Origin of the sequence: Enterococcus sp. AZ084, from assembly GCF_051714905.1 — a bacterium.
GTDB classification, from domain to species: Bacteria; Bacillota; Bacilli; order Lactobacillales; family Enterococcaceae; genus Enterococcus_B; species Enterococcus_B pernyi.
This window is the reverse complement of the sequence record NZ_JBIOSS010000001.1, coordinates 907,418-926,021: the sequence shown is the minus strand read 5'-3', so window position 1 is coordinate 926,021 and position 18,604 is coordinate 907,418. Positions and strand designations below refer to the sequence as shown.

15 protein-coding genes are annotated in these 18,604 nt (G+C 37.6%); all 15 read right to left on the bottom strand.

Going from position 1 to position 18,604, the window contains the following annotated elements:
- Positions 1–183 precede the first annotated feature (183 nt).
- Positions 184–2,322, bottom strand: a complete 2,139-nt coding sequence (locus IGI79_RS04365; RefSeq protein ID WP_438845725.1) for a glycosyltransferase family 2 protein — start codon at positions 2,320–2,322, stop codon at positions 184–186.
- A gap of 31 nt (positions 2,323–2,353) precedes the next feature.
- Positions 2,354–3,940, bottom strand: coding sequence for a class I SAM-dependent methyltransferase (locus tag IGI79_RS04360; RefSeq protein ID WP_438845724.1), 1,587 nt, complete (start codon positions 3,938–3,940; stop codon positions 2,354–2,356).
- Positions 3,930–5,150: an ABC transporter ATP-binding protein gene (locus tag IGI79_RS04355; RefSeq protein ID WP_010735938.1), complete on the bottom strand. Its 1,221-nt coding sequence runs from the start codon at positions 5,148–5,150 to the stop codon at positions 3,930–3,932. The genes IGI79_RS04360 and IGI79_RS04355 overlap by 11 nt, the downstream gene beginning before the upstream one ends.
- Positions 5,151–5,161: 11 nt before the next feature.
- Positions 5,162–5,968 (bottom strand): ABC transporter permease, encoded by an 807-nt coding sequence (locus IGI79_RS04350; RefSeq protein ID WP_019722596.1) that lies wholly within the window; start codon positions 5,966–5,968, stop codon positions 5,162–5,164.
- 338 nt (positions 5,969–6,306) lie between these two features.
- On the bottom strand, positions 6,307–7,536 hold the full coding sequence (locus IGI79_RS04345; protein ID WP_438846063.1) for an EpaQ family protein: 1,230 nt from the start codon (positions 7,534–7,536) through the stop codon (positions 6,307–6,309).
- A 119-nt stretch (positions 7,537–7,655) separates the two neighbouring features.
- Positions 7,656–9,671: a DUF7657 domain-containing protein gene (locus IGI79_RS04340; RefSeq protein WP_438845723.1), complete on the bottom strand. Its 2,016-nt coding sequence runs from the start codon at positions 9,669–9,671 to the stop codon at positions 7,656–7,658.
- Between the two features lie 46 nt (positions 9,672–9,717).
- A complete protein-coding gene (gene rfbD, locus IGI79_RS04335) occupies positions 9,718–10,569 on the bottom strand; it encodes a dTDP-4-dehydrorhamnose reductase (protein ID WP_104871470.1) in 852 nt (283 codons plus the stop codon).
- A 461-nt stretch (positions 10,570–11,030) separates the two neighbouring features.
- Entirely contained in the window at positions 11,031–12,059 is a 1,029-nt protein-coding gene (gene rfbB, locus IGI79_RS04330) for a dTDP-glucose 4,6-dehydratase (RefSeq protein ID WP_438845722.1), read from the bottom strand.
- A gap of 23 nt (positions 12,060–12,082) precedes the next feature.
- A complete protein-coding gene (gene rfbC / locus IGI79_RS04325; protein ID WP_010735944.1) occupies positions 12,083–12,655 on the bottom strand; it encodes a dTDP-4-dehydrorhamnose 3,5-epimerase in 573 nt (190 codons plus the stop codon).
- A gap of 13 nt (positions 12,656–12,668) precedes the next feature.
- Positions 12,669–13,535 carry a glucose-1-phosphate thymidylyltransferase RfbA gene (rfbA, locus tag IGI79_RS04320; RefSeq protein ID WP_010735945.1) on the bottom strand — a complete coding sequence of 289 codons (867 nt, stop codon included), beginning with the start codon at positions 13,533–13,535 and terminating at the stop codon, positions 12,669–12,671.
- A gap of 98 nt (positions 13,536–13,633) precedes the next feature.
- Positions 13,634–14,344 carry a glycosyltransferase family 2 protein gene (locus IGI79_RS04315; RefSeq protein WP_023519364.1) on the bottom strand — a complete coding sequence of 237 codons (711 nt, stop codon included), beginning with the start codon at positions 14,342–14,344 and terminating at the stop codon, positions 13,634–13,636.
- A gap of 4 nt (positions 14,345–14,348) precedes the next feature.
- A complete protein-coding gene (locus IGI79_RS04310) occupies positions 14,349–15,176 on the bottom strand; it encodes a glycosyltransferase (RefSeq protein ID WP_065096426.1) in 828 nt (275 codons plus the stop codon).
- Positions 15,176–15,976, bottom strand: a complete 801-nt coding sequence (locus tag IGI79_RS04305; RefSeq protein ID WP_065096427.1) for a glycosyltransferase — start codon at positions 15,974–15,976, stop codon at positions 15,176–15,178. The genes IGI79_RS04310 and IGI79_RS04305 overlap by 1 nt, the downstream gene beginning before the upstream one ends.
- A complete protein-coding gene (locus IGI79_RS04300) occupies positions 15,976–17,106 on the bottom strand; it encodes an MraY family glycosyltransferase (RefSeq protein WP_019722606.1) in 1,131 nt (376 codons plus the stop codon). Before IGI79_RS04300 ends, IGI79_RS04305 begins: the two co-directional genes overlap by 1 nt.
- Positions 17,107–17,183: 77 nt before the next feature.
- Entirely contained in the window at positions 17,184–18,107 is a 924-nt protein-coding gene (locus IGI79_RS04295; protein ID WP_010735950.1) for a YihY/virulence factor BrkB family protein, read from the bottom strand.
- Positions 18,108–18,604 lie beyond the last annotated feature (497 nt).

The window sequence follows — 18,604 nt, the reverse complement described above, 5'->3', positions numbered from 1 at the left end:
TATCATCTTACCATAGCACACTTTAAAAACATAGTGAATAACCAAATTGTAACCTAAATTCAAAGTTTCTCTTAGTTGCTTTAGCAACATTGTTGTGTCAAAAACAGTCCCCATAAAATATGCCTTCAACAAGACTTGATGAGGCATCAAGTTTTGTTGAAGGCATAGCATAATATGCAAGAATCATTCTGGTCGTAATGAAAAATCGCCAATTCCTTGTTTGGTCAAATTGTCATTATAGAAAGGATCATGTGCGATATATTTTGGCCATTTATCTTGCATTTTTTTGATTTCACCCGCAAAGCGTTTCTGCTTTTCTGGCGTATCTTCGTACCCGCGAGATTTTGACTCAAAGTGATATAGTTCAACCTGATGAGCATACACATTGTTTCTGCCCAGTTCATAGACTTTAAGACATAAGTCTACATCATTGAAAGCAACTTGTAATGTCTCATCGAAGCCACCCACCGCTTTGAAATCATCCGCTTTGACCATCATACAAGCGGCGGTCACTGCTAAATAATCGACGTCGATCACTAATCGTCCGAAATAGCCACAATGTGTGCGGTCATAATTATTCAACGCGTGACCAGCGACGCCACCGATGCCAACGAGTACACCCGCATGTTGCGTCGTATCATCTGGATAGTAAAGTTTTGCACCCACACAGCCAATTGAATCAAACTGAGCATATGAGACCATCGTTGTCATCCAATTAGGAGCGATCACTTCCGTATCATTGTTCAAGAATAAATAATACTTTCCACTAGCTTTTTCAGCAGCAAGGTTATTGATACGGGAATAGTTGAATGGGATATCGATCAATTCGACAATAAAGCGTTCTTTTAGTTGTTCCTTATATGAGTCGAAAAGATTTTGCATCTTCGGATCAGTACTACCATTATCAGCTACAATGATCTCGTAGTTAGGATAAGTCGTTTTTTCGATGATCGAATCAATACACATTTTCAAATCGTCATACCCATTTTTGGTTGGGATGATGACGCTGACTAGCTCCTCTTGTAAGACGTCATAGTTGATCTCATAAAATCCTGAGATTCTACCTGGTCGCACTTGCCCTTTGATATTTCTACGAGCCAACGCATCGGTCAAAGCTTTCACACCAGAATCGTAAATATAACTTTTAGCTTCTCCACTACTAGCTGTTGATCCTGGAATCGTACGCCAATGGTAAAGGACACGGTCGATATGATAAATATGATCTGCTGGGATCTTTTCGGTAAAACGAAGAACTAGGTCATAATCTTGTGAACCTTCATAGCCTTTTCGGAACCCACCTAGTTCTTTGACAATACTTAATCGATAGACGCCTAAATGAGAAATATAGTTATTTCCCATCAAAGTATTGGGTGACCAGTCTGCTTTAAAATGAGGATCGAAGCGATTGCCATCAGCATCGATCTTATCTTCATCACTATAGATCAAATCAAGTTCTGGCCGATCATTCAAGACATTGACTACTTCAAACAATGCATTGACAGGAAGTTCGTCGTCATTATCAAGTAATGCCATGAATTCCCCTTCAGCGATCTCAAGTGCAGAGTTCGTGGCTAAACTGATATGCCCGTTTTCTTCACGAAAGACAACTTTGATCCGTGGGTCTTTTTGCTGATAACGTTCTAAACATTTATGGATTTTAGGATCGGTAGAGGCATCATCACTGATACATAATTCCCAATGGTCATATGTTTGAGCAATCACAGAATCGATACATTTTTCTAGCCATTTGATTTCTACGTTATAAACTGGCATCACGACAGAAATCAACGGGCGATAGGCAAAGGCTTGCGCTTTTGTTTTTTGTGCTGCAACGTCGATTTGTTCATGCTTAGCGATCCATTGTGCATAGTCGATCGAACCTGGTTTCAATTCCATTTTCACACGACGTACAGCCTTTTTTAGGCCATGCGTTCGAGCATAGTTCAACCCTTTTTTCAACAATCGTTTTTTCTTTTCCAAACTCGACTCGATGCCATCATCATAAGGATAGCGTCCATTCAATTTGACGGCTATTCCATTTTGATGATCTTTCGTTTGAAAATCTAAAATTGCTTTTCCCTTCATCTTTCCAGATAATCGAAGATTAAAACCACTTTGCGTTTTTACATCCAAATCATAGAGATGATTGATATCTAAACGTACGACTGGTGTATTTTTTTCTATAATATTTTCTTTTTCAACTTGGATCGTCGGTATTTCTTTCGTTACTTCATCGATTGCCCAACCAACGATCAATAAATCGCCGGTCGCCCGCTCACGAGTGATTTTATCGATAAATACAGCAATTTCTTTTTTTTGCACTGGTTTGGTACTCCTTTACCTAATAAGTTATTTATATTTCAACTAGCCAAGACTGCCCATTTTCTGCAATCAATTCGATCAAAAATGATTTTTCTTGTTCACACGCTATCTGGATCTCAAAACCAGCTTTTGTGTGGGGAGGAAGTTTTTCGGCTTCATTCACTTCGGCTCGCTCAATCTGCTGAACCTCGAAGAATGGTGATTGATCTACAGACAACTTATATGATAAAGGTTTACGTTCCGCATTTGAAATTCCCCATCCAATGATTTTGAGTAATTTTGTTTCTGGATCCCAATTTTTTTCATCGATACAAAGAGAAAGATCTTTGGCTTGGATTTTCTTTGCCGTTTCTTTTGGTCTCCCTAATCGTCCTTTTGGCTTTATTGCCCAATTGTTAGGCTGCAACAAGTCAAAATATCGACCAGTCGTAGTCTTTAAGACTTTCGTCAGCTCTTCATTCTCTATTTGTAAGTGCTGGTTTTCTTTTGTTAATCTCTCGTTTTCAGCAGATAGTTCTTTTTGAACAGCAGCCATAGGTTTGATTTCTCTAAGGACTTCAGCCATCGTTGCTGGTAATTCACCAATGAATCGATAATGGCAAGAGATTTTGATCGTTTCTCCACTTATATCGGTCAATTCTAGTCTTGGTGTTTCTGATCCATCAAAGATATAACAGTCTGTCGCTGTTTTGATGACCGCATTCGATGCGATAAAATCAAGCTTTACTCCGTCTACTTCAACACTGAACTCAAGGTAACTTGGTTGCTTTTCAAATTGAAAAATAAAACTTGCCGGTTCTTCTGTCAGTGGAAAAGTCAATACTTGGTTTTCTCCCGTATAATTATTGAACGGGATCTGTAATATTTCTTCTTGCGTACTCTTTTTGATGATTTCCATCATTTTGACATAATTTGAATTTTGCGGTGAATTGATTTTAGCTTCCACATTTGGGTGTTTTTTCAATGAAAAGAAGTACTGATACACTTCGCCAAATGGGCGCATTTTGAAATCATAACGAACTGCTTCTGGTAAGTCAGTATATGCTGACTTCAATTCAGTGTCCCCTACTGCTAGATATAAATAATCTTCAATGTTGATGTGCAGATCAGCGTTTGCAAATACTTTTTGAAAGCCTTCGTGGGTATAAAATGAATTATGTGTTTCATCTAGTAGCCCAAACGAAGCCCACGGCAATTCGTTATTAAAGAGGTGGATCAATACAGAGTTATGCACGAGATTAGGAAAAGTAATCAAAATCTCGCCTTCTTCATTTAGAAACTCTCTGACTTTTTTTAATGTCTTCAAAGGATCCACTAAATGTTCCAAGACATCAGCAAATAATATATAATCAAACGTTTGACCAGCATAATATTTTGCCCATTCAAAACTTTCAATATCGCCATAAAAACCATCTTGTGCAATTTCATTGACGTAATCAAATAGTTCTTTGTCCAGTTCAACGATGCTTACTTCACAGTTTTTTGCACCGATCAAATGTTTCGTCATGCGTCCATTGCCTGGACCAAATTCCAAGACTTTACTTCCCGGTTTGATTTGTCCGACAATCTTACCTACGCTACTTTGTTCATCTAAGTCCATCTCGAAATCATACTTCATTGTTTTGATCTCCTTCTTTCCACTGGTGATCCAAGACCACGATCCCTTCACCAATATAAGAACCTGTCACAAATAAGTTCATATACTTCGTCTTATAAACTAATGGAACAGTGGCATTTTCTTCAAAAACCGCCACATCGAAATAGTATTCACCAGCAAGTAAGCCTAACTTCTTATACTTGAGATAAAAGACATTTTTTCCTTTTTCCCAAGGAATCGTGATATCGTCCAGTAAGGTATTCAAGCCACAGACATAGAAATTATCGACCGTTCGCAGAGCAATCCCTAACACAGGTTTCTTGATGGTATCATCTTTTACTTCATAAGTAACCTTGACATAAAGATCTTCCCCTTGTTCTAACATATCGATTGGTTGCTTGTTTTCATCTAGTAACTCAGCACTTAACACATCGACGATATCTGGGGCAGCAAAACGCTCCACTTGATTTTTGTTACGATCCACTGTTTTTACTGATTTTTTCTTTAAGAAGTTTTCGTAATTGGTTGTCACATCCATCGTGTCACCAAATTCTACGACTTCACCATTTTTTAACCAGTAAGAGCGATCGCAGAAACGACGGATCGAACTGATATCATGGGAAACAAATAAAATCGTCTTTCCAGAATTTTTGATTTCTGTAAATTTTTCCATACATTTCAATTGGAACTCTAAGTCTCCAACTGCGAGTGCTTCATCAACGATCAGAATATCTGGATTGACGTTGATCGCTACCGCAAAAGCTAAGCGAACGAACATCCCACTTGAGTAAGTTTTGACTGGTTGATAAACGTGGTCTCCGATATCTGCGAAATCAATGATGTCATCCACCATCGCATCGACTTCTTCACGGGAAAAGCCAAGAACCATTCCATTTAAATAAATATTTTCATACCCAGAATATTCTGGATTAAAACCTGAACCCAATTCAAGTAAGGCAGAAATCTTTCCTTCGATCTCCATGGTTCCACTTGTTGGAGTCAAAACGCCTGTAATGATTTTGAGCATCGTCGATTTACCAGAACCATTTTCACCGACAAAACCAATCATTTCACCTTTTTTGATCTCTACATCAATATTTTTCAATGCATAGAACACATCGTGATACGATTTCTTGAAAGGATTCAAAGCTTCTCTAAAACGATCCGTCGGTTTCGCATACATATTGTATGATTTAGTGATGTTGTTTAATTTAATTGCGTATTCTGTCATAACTATACTCCTTACAGCACATCTGAAAAATGTGGTTTCAATCTACGGAACACTAAGGAACCGATTACGAACATGATTAATGTAACTACCCAAAAATAGATTGTATAAGTACCATGTTCCCAGAACCAAGCTTGACTTAAAAATGATTCACGGTAACCTTGAACAACATAATACAGTGGGTTTAATTTTAGAATCTTTATGATTGCTGGATTAAATTGACTAGGACTCCAAAGAATCGGCAATGTCCACATAATCAGCTGTAGCAAAATTGTGATAAATTGCATGATATCTGGTATAAAAGGTTGAATCGATGCGGTCAACCACGTCAATCCGGTCAAAAAGGCAACCATACAAAATAGATAATAAATCAATTGTAAAGACATGACCGTTGGAAAAATACCATGTCCCATTGTTACGACTAATCCAATCAAAATAAAGAACATATGTGAGTACAAGTTTGAAAGGATTTTAGTTGTTGGTAAGATACGGATATTGAATACCACTTTTTTCACTAAATAGGTGTATTCCCGGAAAACAAGTGTTGTAGAGGTAAATGCATCTGAGAAAAAGAACCATGGGACCATCCCTGTGATCAGATAGACGATAAACGGATACTTCCCGTCAGTCATTGCCGCTTTCAAGCCGAAGCCAAAGACTAACCAGTAAATGAGAACCGTAAACACGGGATTGATGAACGCCCATAAAATCCCTAAAAATGAACCCGCAAAACGCGATTTAAAATCGTTTAACGAGAATTGAAGTAATAGCTTTCGATTTTGATAGATATCCTTCATAAATAAAAACAAATCTTTCAACATTTGTGTTCCTCCAAGCAGTTTCAATTAATTACAGTCAACAGCCATTTTACCACATATTGAGCCAAGGACTGCGATATTCGTTGTTTCTTAATTTTCTATTAAGCAAACTTTTTGTCAACGTTACTATTTTACAAAAGATGATACTTAATTGCAATGAAGCAAAAAACGTGGGCCTGCCAAAAAAGGCTTACCCACGTTTTTATTTTTTTGTTTGAGGTTGGAACAGAAGTGTTTAGCCTTATTTCCAAAGTGCTTGCTCCTGTTTCCACCATTTATTCGATTCTAAGGTGACAGACAAAATAATTGTTGCTGTTGTCTCACACCCCTTATTTTCAAATTCAGTGATAGCGTGCAAGTCTTGAAGTTGACAGTTGATTTTCCTCTTGTATTTTTATTTGCTTACCTGGTGGTTGATCGTAACGATGACTTGCCATCGCTAACAACAAGTAGCCGATAGGTACCCAAGGGAAAGAAGTCAATGTATCTTCCATAAACGATTGGATCATTACTGCCATGAATGCCCATAAGAACGTAAGCTGTCCATTCGAATAATCAGCTTTCAGTGTTAGTCTTCCAACAAAAACAAGTAATAAAATCCCTACAATTGCGATTCCTATCAATCCATATAAATTCAAAATAGAGTTATAACTATTGTGATTACCTAAAACCTCATCCCCACGAAAATATAGAAAAGGTTTCATTCCAACCAGTAGTTGCTCCGTACTCTCGGAAATCGTTTGATAAAATTTCAGCCATATGCCCTCTCTTCCAGTGAAGAGATTGATCTCTTCAGAAGTGGCAGCTAAATAGGATATCGGTAGCGCCAAGCTAAAAATAGCTAAATAGCCGATAAAAGGTGCACGAATAAATTTAAAGAATCTTTTAGGCCAGATATCCAATAAAGCAAAAATGATGATCGCAATCAATGCCGAGCGTGATTGACATACCCAGATCCCTAAAAATGCAGCAATGATCGCTGGTATCCCAAGAATCCGAATATACCAACGTTCAAATGAACTGGCGAAACCACTGATCAGTAGTCCAAGCATCATCAACGAGCTACCGATCGTATTTGTATTGATCCAAATATCGGATAATTTATTATCTTGGTTCCATATACTTTGTCCTTCAGGTACTTGAATCTCTGTAAATACTCGATATACCGTAACAGCAAGGAAAAATGAGAAGACAAGCAAATAAATTCCCCGATCTACTTTGTCAAATCCGATCCACTTTACACTCAATCCAATCAGAATCAAGATCGGGATCAACAGATTACCTGCCAAAGAACCTTCTCGTATTCCACTGAAATACGTATAGAAACAGAAGATTACAACTGCTACTCCTAGATAAAAAAAGTCAAATCCTCTTGCTTTATAGATATTCAGTCCTGTTAAAACAAAGACACCAAACGTGACGAATTGTGCGCTATGCTCATATAAAAATAAAGTAGTTGGTGTTCCTATACCGATCGTCCAGACAGAAAAAAGGGCGATCAGCATCAACAACAAAATCCCAGTACTCATTTTATTTATGAATTTTTCGACAAATGTTTGAATGGTTTCCACCTCCTCTTCTAAATAATACTTTTTAAGAATGGATGATTGGATCAGCGTAACCAATAAGGTCTCTGGCTAATCCAATATCCCCCTTTTTTTGCACACATCTTCTTCAAACTATATGTTTTTTATTGACCTGTTGATTGTGTTTGCCAAATAGCATAGTTTGGATAGGCAACTTCATAGATCATGTGCCCATCGTCGTCTGGTCCATATAATTTAGTGAACTGCGCTTCATTGCGCTGGTTATAGTCATCTAAAGGACGCTTGGTTACGACATATTTGATGCCTAACTTTTCCGCATCATCAAAATTCAGAGTCACTGAGAACATGTCTGGACGATCTAGCTTGAAGGCTGTATCTTCTTTGGCAATAAAAGCTCTAGTATGGGCATAACGATTGTAGAAACGCTCATATTCGCCTTCTGGATCAATCAATTGCCATGCAGCTTTGTCTGGATAAAAGCGGACCGTATTGAATGCCTTTACCCCTAAAGCCGGTGTGAAATTATAGAGCTCATCTTCGGTCAACCATACTTGACCAGGATCTTGTTGATCGATTTTTTGGATTTCCTTGGCTAACGTTTTTTCAAAAATCGCGCCTGTTCCTTGGACGACTGGATTCACAAAGAAACCAGAAGCAATGATCAATGCACTAAATGAAAGGTAGAAAAGTACACGTTGTCGAAACAGTACAAATGCTAAAAGGAGTGTTCCCAATACAATTACACTGATCAGCTCAAGGTCTGAGAAATACCCTTCCATCTTGGAACCTTGTAACGCATAGTAATAGATTCCTGCATTAGCAATCAATAAGACGAATTTATACCATGTAGGGATGACATCGTGTTTCCAAATATATGCGATAAACCAAATCGATAGTAGGAATGCCGCAAAACTAAAAGTCAAGATTGCACGAAACGGTGGGACAAATGATAACAACGTCAATTGAGCCATCGTTCTAGACAAGCCAACGGTGATCCAAAAAATCGCGAAGAGACAAAAGAGCATTAAGATCCAACCAATGATTTTTTGATCGTCGTCTTTTTTCCCAAACAAGACAAATGGACTTGCTAAAAAGACAGTTGGGAAGAAATGGTAAAATAATGCTACTTCTGAATTATTTGAGAAACTGATATCCTCGAATGGGATTTTCCAGTTCGTTAAGAAATAGAAAAATTCACTAAATTTCCATTTACCACCTGTACTTACTCGATTCCCAGGATACAACGTATTCAAAGAGGCGAGTAACGCATCTTTAGAAATTGACCAAAAATGCCACATGACAATACCAATAAACAACAACGCAGCAGTAATCAATACAGCGTCAAACCAATCCCATTGTATTTTTTTGCGGTAATAGATCAGTAAACCGACAAAATAAAAAACTAATAGATAGGCGAGCATCACTTGATGGGCCGGATAGATGACTAAGATAAATCCGAGACCGAATATGACTACTAGTAACATCATCAATGCACGCAGCCACTTTTTTTCATGTTGATAAAAATAATGATAAAAGGCGACCATTAAACCAATCGTAAAGAAGATCAAATCGCCAACGTGTTGCATGAACCACCATTGAACAGCTGGTGAGAAGGTCAATGCAAATGAACCAATCAACGAAAGTGGTTTGTTTCGTTTCGTCAAGATCATCAGGAGTTCAAATCCTAACAAAACCATGACTACCAGTTTCATTGCCCAATAAAAAGATAACCCTCGATCCCTTCCTAAAAAGAAGAATCCCCAGTTAAATGGTTTACCGATAACAGTGATATCTTTCACTGGTGAATTGTAGGCAATGATCATATTTTGACCATTCAGTGAATAATCTTCGTTGATGACCGGATAACCCGATTCTGCTTGAGAGAAGTAAAAAGGCGTTTGTACCAGCCATTCATCTGAGCGAACTTCTCGATTTTGACCAAAAATCACATCCGTCTTTTTCCCATCATCTCTTTGGGACACATAGTTATCCCAACTGCCGATCGAGCTACCATTCAAGTTGAAGGTCACAACGATAACGATCACCAGTAAGCCGATCACATAACGCAATTTCAATAGGATATCTAAAAATAGATTCGTCTGTTCTGTCTCCGGTTCTCGTGATTTATCTCGCCTTGCACTTCTTGTTTGTTTTTCCATAAAATTCTCCAATTTCTTCGTTGTTTCTTTTTTCTAAGGAAAAACCTTATTTGTTTAATTTTTCAGAAGCTTGTAACATTTGTTCAAGTGCTTCTTGCCACGTTGGGATTACAAAACCAAGATCTTCCGTTTTTTTCAGGCTCATCACTGAATACTGCGGACGTGTCGCTTTTTGTGGATATTCGGCTGAAGTAACAGGAGCTACTTCTACTGCTGTATCTTTTAAGATCTCTTTTGCGAATTCATACCATGAACAGCTATTCTCATTTGATAGATGATAAACACCATATGGTACTTTTTGTTCAATTACATAGACCATAAATTCAGCCAATGTGCGTGTCCATGTCGGACGTCCAAATTGGTCATTGACTACAGTTAAACGATCATGGGTTTGTGCCAAACGTTGCATCGTATAAACAAAGTTATGACCATATATGCCAAATACCCATGACGTACGAATAATATAATAATCTTCTAAAATTTCCTGCACTGCTTGTTCACCTAGTAATTTTGTACGACCATATTCATTCAATGGATTCGTTGCATCATCTTCTAGATATTCTTCATTTTCTTTTTTACCATCAAAGACATAATCGGTACTGATATAAATCAATTTTGCATTCACTGCTTTCGCTGCCAATGCAACATTTCTCGTTCCGTCTACATTGATTTTTTCATCTAGTTCTTTTCCTTCGTCTTCTGCTTTATCGACAGCGGTATAGGCTGCACAATGGAAGATGACTTCAGGCTTTAAGTCTGTGATATAAGTCATTGTTTTTTCTGCATCCGTGATATCCAGTTCTTGGGCATCAGTCGAAACATAATCTAACCCTTTCTCATCTAATAAATGACGTAACTCGGTACCAAGTTGACCATTTCCACCTGTTAATAAAAACATAACGCAATCGCTCCTTGATTTATTTATTTTTTTAAAGTGTTTTTGTAAAAATATCATTAGCTATCTTGTTGTATTTAATGAACGCTTTATCTTTTGAAGCCGATTCATTCAACTGTTTGTTCGGAGTAGCGGAAAAAATAACGGTATCTTTTTCTCCCCTTATCCCAAAACAACGGCAGAACAGTTATGTTCTAACCATGTTCTAACCACGTTCTAAGAACCAAGCTTATTCTACCATATCGGTTCTCGCTTTTCGAGAGGATGTGCATCCATCAGGTACTCTTAAAAACATTTCCATGAAAAAAGGGGCAGCGTCAGTTAAACGCAGTGCCCCTTCAATGACTATTTAAAAGAGGTTGAGTCTTTCAAGCTATCTATTCAAGCAAGAAAAACATCTGATAAGAGACAATCCCTTGCTCTTATCTACGCAGCTTGTCCGAGGGAGTTTGTTTTCTCGTCTCTTATTGTCCATTTTTAGCGTAAGCTGCTTCAACTGCTTCTTTTTCTTTTTGCCACCATTCTTGGTTTTCTTCGTACCACTTGATTGTATCTGCTAAACCATCACGGAAATTAGTGAATTCTGGTTGCCAACCAAGCTCTTGACGAAGTTTGGTTGAGTCGATTGCATAACGCAAATCATGCCCGGCACGATCTTTGACATGTTCATAGGCATCTTTAGGCTGACCCATCATTTCTAAGATCATTTCCAATACGGTTTTGTTGTCTTCCTCGCCATCAGCGCCAATCAAATAAGTTTCCCCAATATTCCCTTTGGTTAGGATCAACCATACGGCAGAAGAGTGGTCATTCGTATGGATCCAATCACGAACATTTTTTCCTTCTCCATATAACTTAGGTTGGATACCACTTAAAATATTGGTGATTTGACGTGGTATGAATTTTTCAATGTGTTGATAAGGTCCATAGTTATTGGAACAATTTGAGATTGTCGCCTTTAGTCCAAATGAACGGACCCAAGCTTTCACTAACAGATCAGAACCAGCTTTTGTTGAAGAATACGGGCTGGACGGGTTATAAGGTGTTTCCGCAGTGAACTTCTCACCTTCACCTTCGCCATGACCTGGTAGATCCTCACGTAATGGTAGGTCACCGTAGACTTCATCCGTAGAAACATGATGGTAACGAACATCGTACTTACGGCAAGCTTCTAGCAATGTATACGTACCAATGATGTTCGTGTGTACAAATGGAAACGGATCTTTAAGTGAATTATCATTATGTGATTCAGCAGCATAATGAACCACTGCATCTGCTTTTTCCACTAATCGATCGACTAATTCTGCATCTGCGATATCTCCGACAACTAGCTCGACACGATCAGTTGGCAATCCTGCTAGATTTTCTTTGTTTCCTGCATAAGTTAATTTATCTAAGACTGTCACATGTACTTCTGGGTGGTTTTGTACAACATAATGTACAAAATTTGATCCAATGAAGCCTGCTCCACCAGTAACAATGATATTTTTCATTTAATATTTCTCCTCATCAAATGTTAGATTTCACCATAAACAAATGGGTTTTCCGCTTCAAATTCTTTCAGTGTAGGATGATTATGATCTTTTTCAGACATGATTGCTTTTGAAAGATCGATCGGCCAATCAATCGCTAACTCTGGATCATCAAATGCGATTCCACCGTCTGCTGCGGCATCATAATAATTATCGCATTTATAAAGGAAATTCACATTTGGTGTCAACGTCACAAAACCATGTGCGTATCCCTTTGGAACAAGTAATTGACGATGATTGTGTTCAGATAAGATATAACTTTCCCACTGTCCATAGGTCGGACTACCTTTACGAATATCGACGATCACATCTAAAACTGCTCCTGAAGTGACACGGATCAATTTTGTTTGAGCGGATGCCCCTTTTTGAAAATGCAAACCACGAATCACTCCTGCTTCAGCAGATAGAGAGTGATTGTCTTGGACAAAATCAAAATCTAATCCATGTTCCGCGAATTTTGCTTTTGAATAGCTTTCTGTAAAGAAACCACGATGGTCCCCAAAAACATCCATTTCGATAATTTTAACATCTGTTAATTTAGTATCAGTCACTTTCATCACTAAAAACTCCTTATTCAGCCGCCAATCTTAATAAATATTGACCATATTGATTTTTTTTCAGTGGTTCTGCCAAAACAGCTAATTGTTGTTTGTCGATATAACCCATTCGATAAGCCACCTCTTCTAAACAAGCAACTTTTAAGTTTTGACGCTTTTCAATCGTTTCAATAAATGTAGAGGCTTCAAGTAAAGATTCATGCGTGCCTGTATCTAACCAAGCAAAACCACGTCCCATAATCTCTACAGAAAGTTTGCCTCTTTCTAAATATGCTTTGTTGACGTCAGTGATCTCTAGTTCGCCACGCTCAGATGGTTTGATTTCTTTTGCAATTGAAATCACATCGTTGTCGTAGAAATAAAGTCCTGTGACAGCATAATTTGATTTTGGTTCTGTTGGTTTCTCTTCAATAGAGAGAGCTTGCATATTTTCATCAAATTCGACCACACCAAAACGTTCCGGATCATTCACATGATACCCGAAAACAGTCGCTCCACTTTCTCTAGAGGCAGCACGTTGCAACATTTTTGATAGTCCGCCACCATAGTAGATATTATCTCCTAAAACAAGACAAACACTATCATCGCCAATAAATTCTTCCCCAATAATAAAAGCTTGAGCTAAGCCATCGGGACTCTCTTGAACCGCATATTCAAGGTGAATACCTAGATCATGGCCATTTCCAAATAATTCTTTAAAGCGTGGGGTATCTTGAGGTGTTGAAATAATCAATATCTCCTTGATACCTGCCAACATCAAAATAGACATTGGATAATAGATCATTGGTTTATCGTAGACTGGCATCAACTGTTTCGAGGTTGCCTTTGTTAGTGGATACAAGCGTGTTCCGCTTCCTCCCGCAAGGATGATTCCTTTCATGAATATAAGCGCTCCTTTTTCTTTAAATTTTCACTTTCGTTATTATCTCATCAATCCTACTATTTGTCATGGATTTCTTGAGAATTTAACAATATCTTTTAGGGATATTTTTTCCATTTCCGCTGAATGAGTGCTTGGATCAAATGAATCCGCCAAGTGATTTTCTGGCGCCAACTACTCTTCGTTTCAATTTCACTTGCATTAAAATCGTGTCGCCGATAAAGAGTCAGCGGTTCTCGAATAAAGCCCGCATGATTCCCCGCCAGCAAACCGATCCACATATCATGCATCGGTACATTGTCAGGTATCGGTAAGATCGTCTCTTTTAATGAAGAGCGAAAAGCCATCCCTGCACCGATATAGTTACTACGAATCAAATTCGTCAACCAGCCTTCTTTGGATCTTCTAAAGGTAAAGTATGAGGAATGGATCTCATTCAACTGGCTATCTACGATCACTAAATCTGAAATAACTACTAGTTGTTTTGGATGAAGACTAAAGTATTGTGTGATTTTCTCTACTTTCCCATCTAACCATACATCATCTTGATCTGCTAAAAATATCAGGTCTCCCTGAGCTTGTTCAATCGCAAAGCCAAAATTTTTGATCAAACCTTGTTTAGGACCTTCAAAAAGTTTGATACGTGGATCATTATGTGCATATTCTGTTAAGATCGACCAAGTATCATCGACTGAACCATCATCCGAGATAATCACTTCATCTTCTGGAGAAAGTTGCTTTAAGATACTATCCAATTGTTCTTTTAAATACGCGCCACCATTAAAGGTTGCTATACAAACCGATCGCATCATTTCACACCTTCCAATTATCAACAAACGAACGTAAAGTCATTCGCCAGATTTGACGATTCTTGACAGTCAAAAATTGCTTTGTCATTCTTAATACTAACTGCTTCCGATGTTGCATTAAATGCTGACGGTCGTATTCTTGGTAAAAGATCGACTCAGCAGCCAATATCGACTGATAGCGTGTTACGTTGACTTTTTTATCATCTAATACTGAGAGATCATGAGTCATGCTAGTGGCTAAAACTACAATTTCTTTGTTTAATTGTTTGATTTGCCAAAAAAGCCAATGATCTAAAAAATCGAGTGGGAACACTGTATTATAGCCATTGATCTCTCTTAAAAATGTGAGCGAGAATGCCGCGCCAGAATTGATTGCCATAATCCGTTGACGTGTTACTACTGGCTCTTCGATCACTTCGAAGTGGCGGTTGATATAGTGGTCTGCCCACACCGGAGAGATTTGTTTTGTACCAGAAAATACTAAGGGGACCGCAGCTACTCGCTCCTTTGTCCAAGTGAGTTCGGCTACAGTTTCTAAATAATCAGTACCTAACTGAGTGTCCTGATCTAATGTTACAAGTGTCTGTACCGTATCTGAAATGTGGTCAATTGCATAATTGTAAGCAACCGCTAGGCCTGGATTTGCTGGATCATGATGATAATGGACGTTCTTTTCTGAATAAAGCACATCAGCATGTGCAACAGGACTATTATCAAAAATAACTAACTCCACTGTCCCAGCTTGGGTAGCTGCTTTTAAATAATCGTAAGAAGGCGATTGGTTGATTTTTTGGTGATACAATACGATCACTACTGCTATTTCTGGTGTCATTAGAAGAAAGTCCACCCCCACTTATGGAAGAATTTCATCATTGAATTTAAAAATATTCGAAAAAGTTTGAAGTTACGATGCGCCCCTTTTCCATATAGATGGATGGCACTATAACGTGGAGTATAAAGGATCTTTTCGTTTGCTTTTTCAAAACTTAAACAAAGATCATTATCTTCAAAATACATAAAGTAGCGAGTATCAAACCCATTGATTGATTTGAATTTCGCAACATCTACTACCATAAAACTACCAGAAATCATGCGCACATAAGAATCACGATCCTCTGGCAAATCACGACATTCAAAGCGATTCAATCGCCGATCAAACATTTTTTTGACAAATTTGAAAGGAATGAAACGTAGTACGTAGTCGAATAGAGCTAAACGCTGTCTAATCAAGTATTGAGTCGTCCCATCTTCATTCAAGATTTTAGGTGCCAACATCGCACATTCAGGATGCGTTTCTAAGAGCGCAACCAGGTCGATCACCGTCTGCTCATCTACTAAAATATCTGGATTAAAAATCACCGCATATTTTGCAGCGCTTTGGAGCAAGGTATGGTTATGACCAAATCCAAAGCCTCGGTTTTCATTATTGAAATAAATATTCATGAACGGATATTTTAAATATTCGCGTAATCGTTTTTGGTATTCAGGTGTCGAGTTATTATCAAAAATTTGAAATTCAATTGCCGGTTCTTCACCGATCGTCGCAATGATCGTATCTAATGTCTGGAATATTTTTTTACTATTTGCTGTCACAATGCTAATTAAAATCGGCTTTTTTTTATTGTTCTCCATTAAGGTCTTTTCCATTTCTTAAAGTATTTCTGCATCACTTGTGTACGGTATTCTTTATTCCCTAAAAACCGTAATGTTTTTAGAATGAATTGGTATTTTTCATTGATCAATCCGATCAATTCAAATAATAAAATAGCAGCAAATAGCATCACTAAGAACAAAGCAATCGTTCCAAGACTTCCCGTATAATTCATGATCATTGCAGTAAATGAAAACATCAAAGCGATGGAGTAGATCGTCAAAACAGCTCCTTTATGGGTAAAGCCTAAAGCAAGCAATCGATGATGCAAATGCTTCTTATCTGCCGTAGAAAATGATACTCGATTCGCTTTTCTACGAATGATTGCAAAAAAAGTATCTGTAACAGGTACCCCCATGATGATCAACAAAGAAATCGATGAAACGAAAGTAACATTCTTTAATCCTTGCAATGATAAAACCGCCATCATAAAGCCTAAGAAAAGTGCACCTGTATCCCCTAAATATATTTTGGCAGGATAAAAATTGTAAGGAAAAAAGCCGATGATACTTGCGACTAAACAAAAAATAACTATAGGTATATAAACTGTTGAGGCATGTAAAAAAAAGTAACCAATAATACCAATGGTAATCAAGCCAATCAAAGATATCCCTGCTGCTAAGCCATCTAAACCATCAATCAAATTGACTGCATTAGTGATCCCAAAAATCCAAAAAATGGTGACAGGAAAACTAAGCCAACCTAATTGGATATATCCTAAGAACGGTAAGGTAAAAGAATCGATCCTGATATCAGCGACAAAATAGATGATCAAAGCCGCTAATAAAATCCCAATACTTTTTTGCTTAGGTGAAAGTTCATATTTGTCATCAAGTAATCCGGTCAATACGATGACGGATGCAGCCAATAATATAGGTAGAATATAAAATTTAGGGATGATATCTTTGAACAAAAACAAACTAGATATCACGAAGGAAACAAAGATAGGTAAGCCACCAGCTGAAGGCATCGGCACTTTGTTTATTCGTCGTTCATTCGGTTTATCGACCATTCCAGTTTGAACTGAAATTATTTTAAAAATGGGGGTCAATATCAAAGACAATAAAATTGTCAAAAAAATCTTTATTACAATACTAAAAGAAACCAGCATACGGGCACCTACTTTATTTAAAGAGTCATTAATAATTATAAAACACTGTCGCTATTTTACAATAAGAACTCGTGTTTCTAATTCTTTTTTTGAGAAAATTTATTTTTTAGTTTACCAAGCCATGTTGATGTGATGCTTCTTCGTTCTTTTATTTCGTTTCCTGTTATGTACTCTTGCACAACAGCATTGATGATTCCACCAAGAATAATGATCGTCGCAGCAAAGTTTAACCAAAGCATCAAAACGATAAAACTTCCGATGATTTGATAACCGCTCACACGCGTTGCAAAATAACGAGCATAAATTCCAAAAACTTGTGACAACAACATCCAACCAGTCGTTGCAAATACAGCACCAGGAATCACTGCTTTAAATTTCAATTGCGCGTTTGGTACAATCCAATAAATCATAAACATGATCACAAATAAAGCCACCAAAGTAATCGGCCATTTCAATGTTTGGAATTGGTCAATAAAGTTTACAGGTATTTTAAAGATCGGTTGAATCGCCTCTAAAATCATTTGTCCTAATCCAAGTACTAAAGTGACACCACTAATCGCAATCATGAACAAGATGATAACTATTAAGGAAAAGAAACGGACAATGATGAAATTTTCTCTATTTTCAACTCCATACGCTTTATTCATGGCAATCTGTAACGCATTGATACTCTGACTAGCTGACCATAAAGCTGCAATAGCTGACAATGATAACAAACTACCAGAACTTTGTGTCAACAAATTTTTTACCGCCGGTCCAATAAACTGATAGATCGTTTCAGGAATCACTTGGCGAATATAAGTCAAGACAGTTTCTTGATCGATTTGAAGGTACGGTAGAATATTTCCAAGCGCAATAATCAATGGAAACAAAGATAAGAGTAAATAATAAGCCACAACTACTGAAGTCGTTCCCATTTCAGAATCAACGATCCTCTTTTGCGTCGTCTCAATAAAACGCATTAAATTCTTATGTTGTTTTATTTTATTCAAAATATTCATAGTAATCTCCTGTTCAAGGTTGTGAAAGAAGCGGTCTACACTGAGTAATAAGGCAGAAAAATCGAAAATGGCTTTTTCATTTTGGATTTTTTTGACTTATTATTGAAGTGTTGCTTCTTGAACACCGTTTATCATAGGTTGTGAAAAAGCCGGTCAGCTCCAAGTATTAAGAGCAACATTGAGAAAATAGCTTCTCATATTTTTTCGATGTTGCTCTTAATATCGTAGGAGTTGGCTTTTGAACACCGTTTATCATAGGTTGTGAAAAAGCTGCTTAGCTCCAAGTATTAAGGCAGAATTTGAGAAAATAGCTCTCCATATTTTTTCGATGTTGCTCTTAATATCGTAGGAGCTGGCTTTCGAACACCGTTTATCTAGGTTGTAAAAAAAGCTAATAACACTGAGGAAAAGGGTGGCAAACCAGAAAATAATAGACATATTTTTCCAATTGCCACCCTACTATCTTAGTTACTAGCTTTCCTACAACTTTTATCCAT

Bases quoted from the DNA above. Each gene is read 5' to 3' on its own strand.
- rfbC (WP_010735944.1), bottom strand. From the start codon at position 12,655: ATGAAAGTGACTGATACTAAATTAACAGATGTTAAAATTATCGAAATG.
- IGI79_RS04310 (WP_065096426.1), bottom strand. From the start codon at position 15,176: ATGACACCAGAAATAGCAGTAGTGATCGTATTGTATCACCAAAAAATC.
- IGI79_RS04295 (WP_010735950.1), bottom strand. From the start codon at position 18,107: ATGAATATTTTGAATAAAATAAAACAACATAAGAATTTAATGCGTTTT.
- IGI79_RS04350 (WP_019722596.1), bottom strand. From the start codon at position 5,968: ATGTTGAAAGATTTGTTTTTATTTATGAAGGATATCTATCAAAATCGA.
- rfbB (WP_438845722.1), bottom strand. From the start codon at position 12,059: ATGAAAAATATCATTGTTACTGGTGGAGCAGGCTTCATTGGATCAAAT.
- IGI79_RS04315 (WP_023519364.1), bottom strand. From the start codon at position 14,344: ATGCGATCGGTTTGTATAGCAACCTTTAATGGTGGCGCGTATTTAAAA.
- IGI79_RS04340 (WP_438845723.1), bottom strand. From the start codon at position 9,671: ATGGAAAAACAAACAAGAAGTGCAAGGCGAGATAAATCACGAGAACCG.
- rfbD (WP_104871470.1), bottom strand. From the start codon at position 10,569: ATGTTTTTATTAACAGGTGGAAATGGTCAACTTGGTACCGAGTTACGT.
- rfbA (WP_010735945.1), bottom strand. From the start codon at position 13,535: ATGAAAGGAATCATCCTTGCGGGAGGAAGCGGAACACGCTTGTATCCA.
- IGI79_RS04360 (WP_438845724.1), bottom strand. From the start codon at position 3,940: ATGAAGTATGATTTCGAGATGGACTTAGATGAACAAAGTAGCGTAGGT.
- IGI79_RS04300 (WP_019722606.1), bottom strand. From the start codon at position 17,106: ATGCTGGTTTCTTTTAGTATTGTAATAAAGATTTTTTTGACAATTTTA.
- IGI79_RS04305 (WP_065096427.1), bottom strand. From the start codon at position 15,976: ATGGAGAACAATAAAAAAAAGCCGATTTTAATTAGCATTGTGACAGCA.
- IGI79_RS04355 (WP_010735938.1), bottom strand. From the start codon at position 5,150: ATGACAGAATACGCAATTAAATTAAACAACATCACTAAATCATACAAT.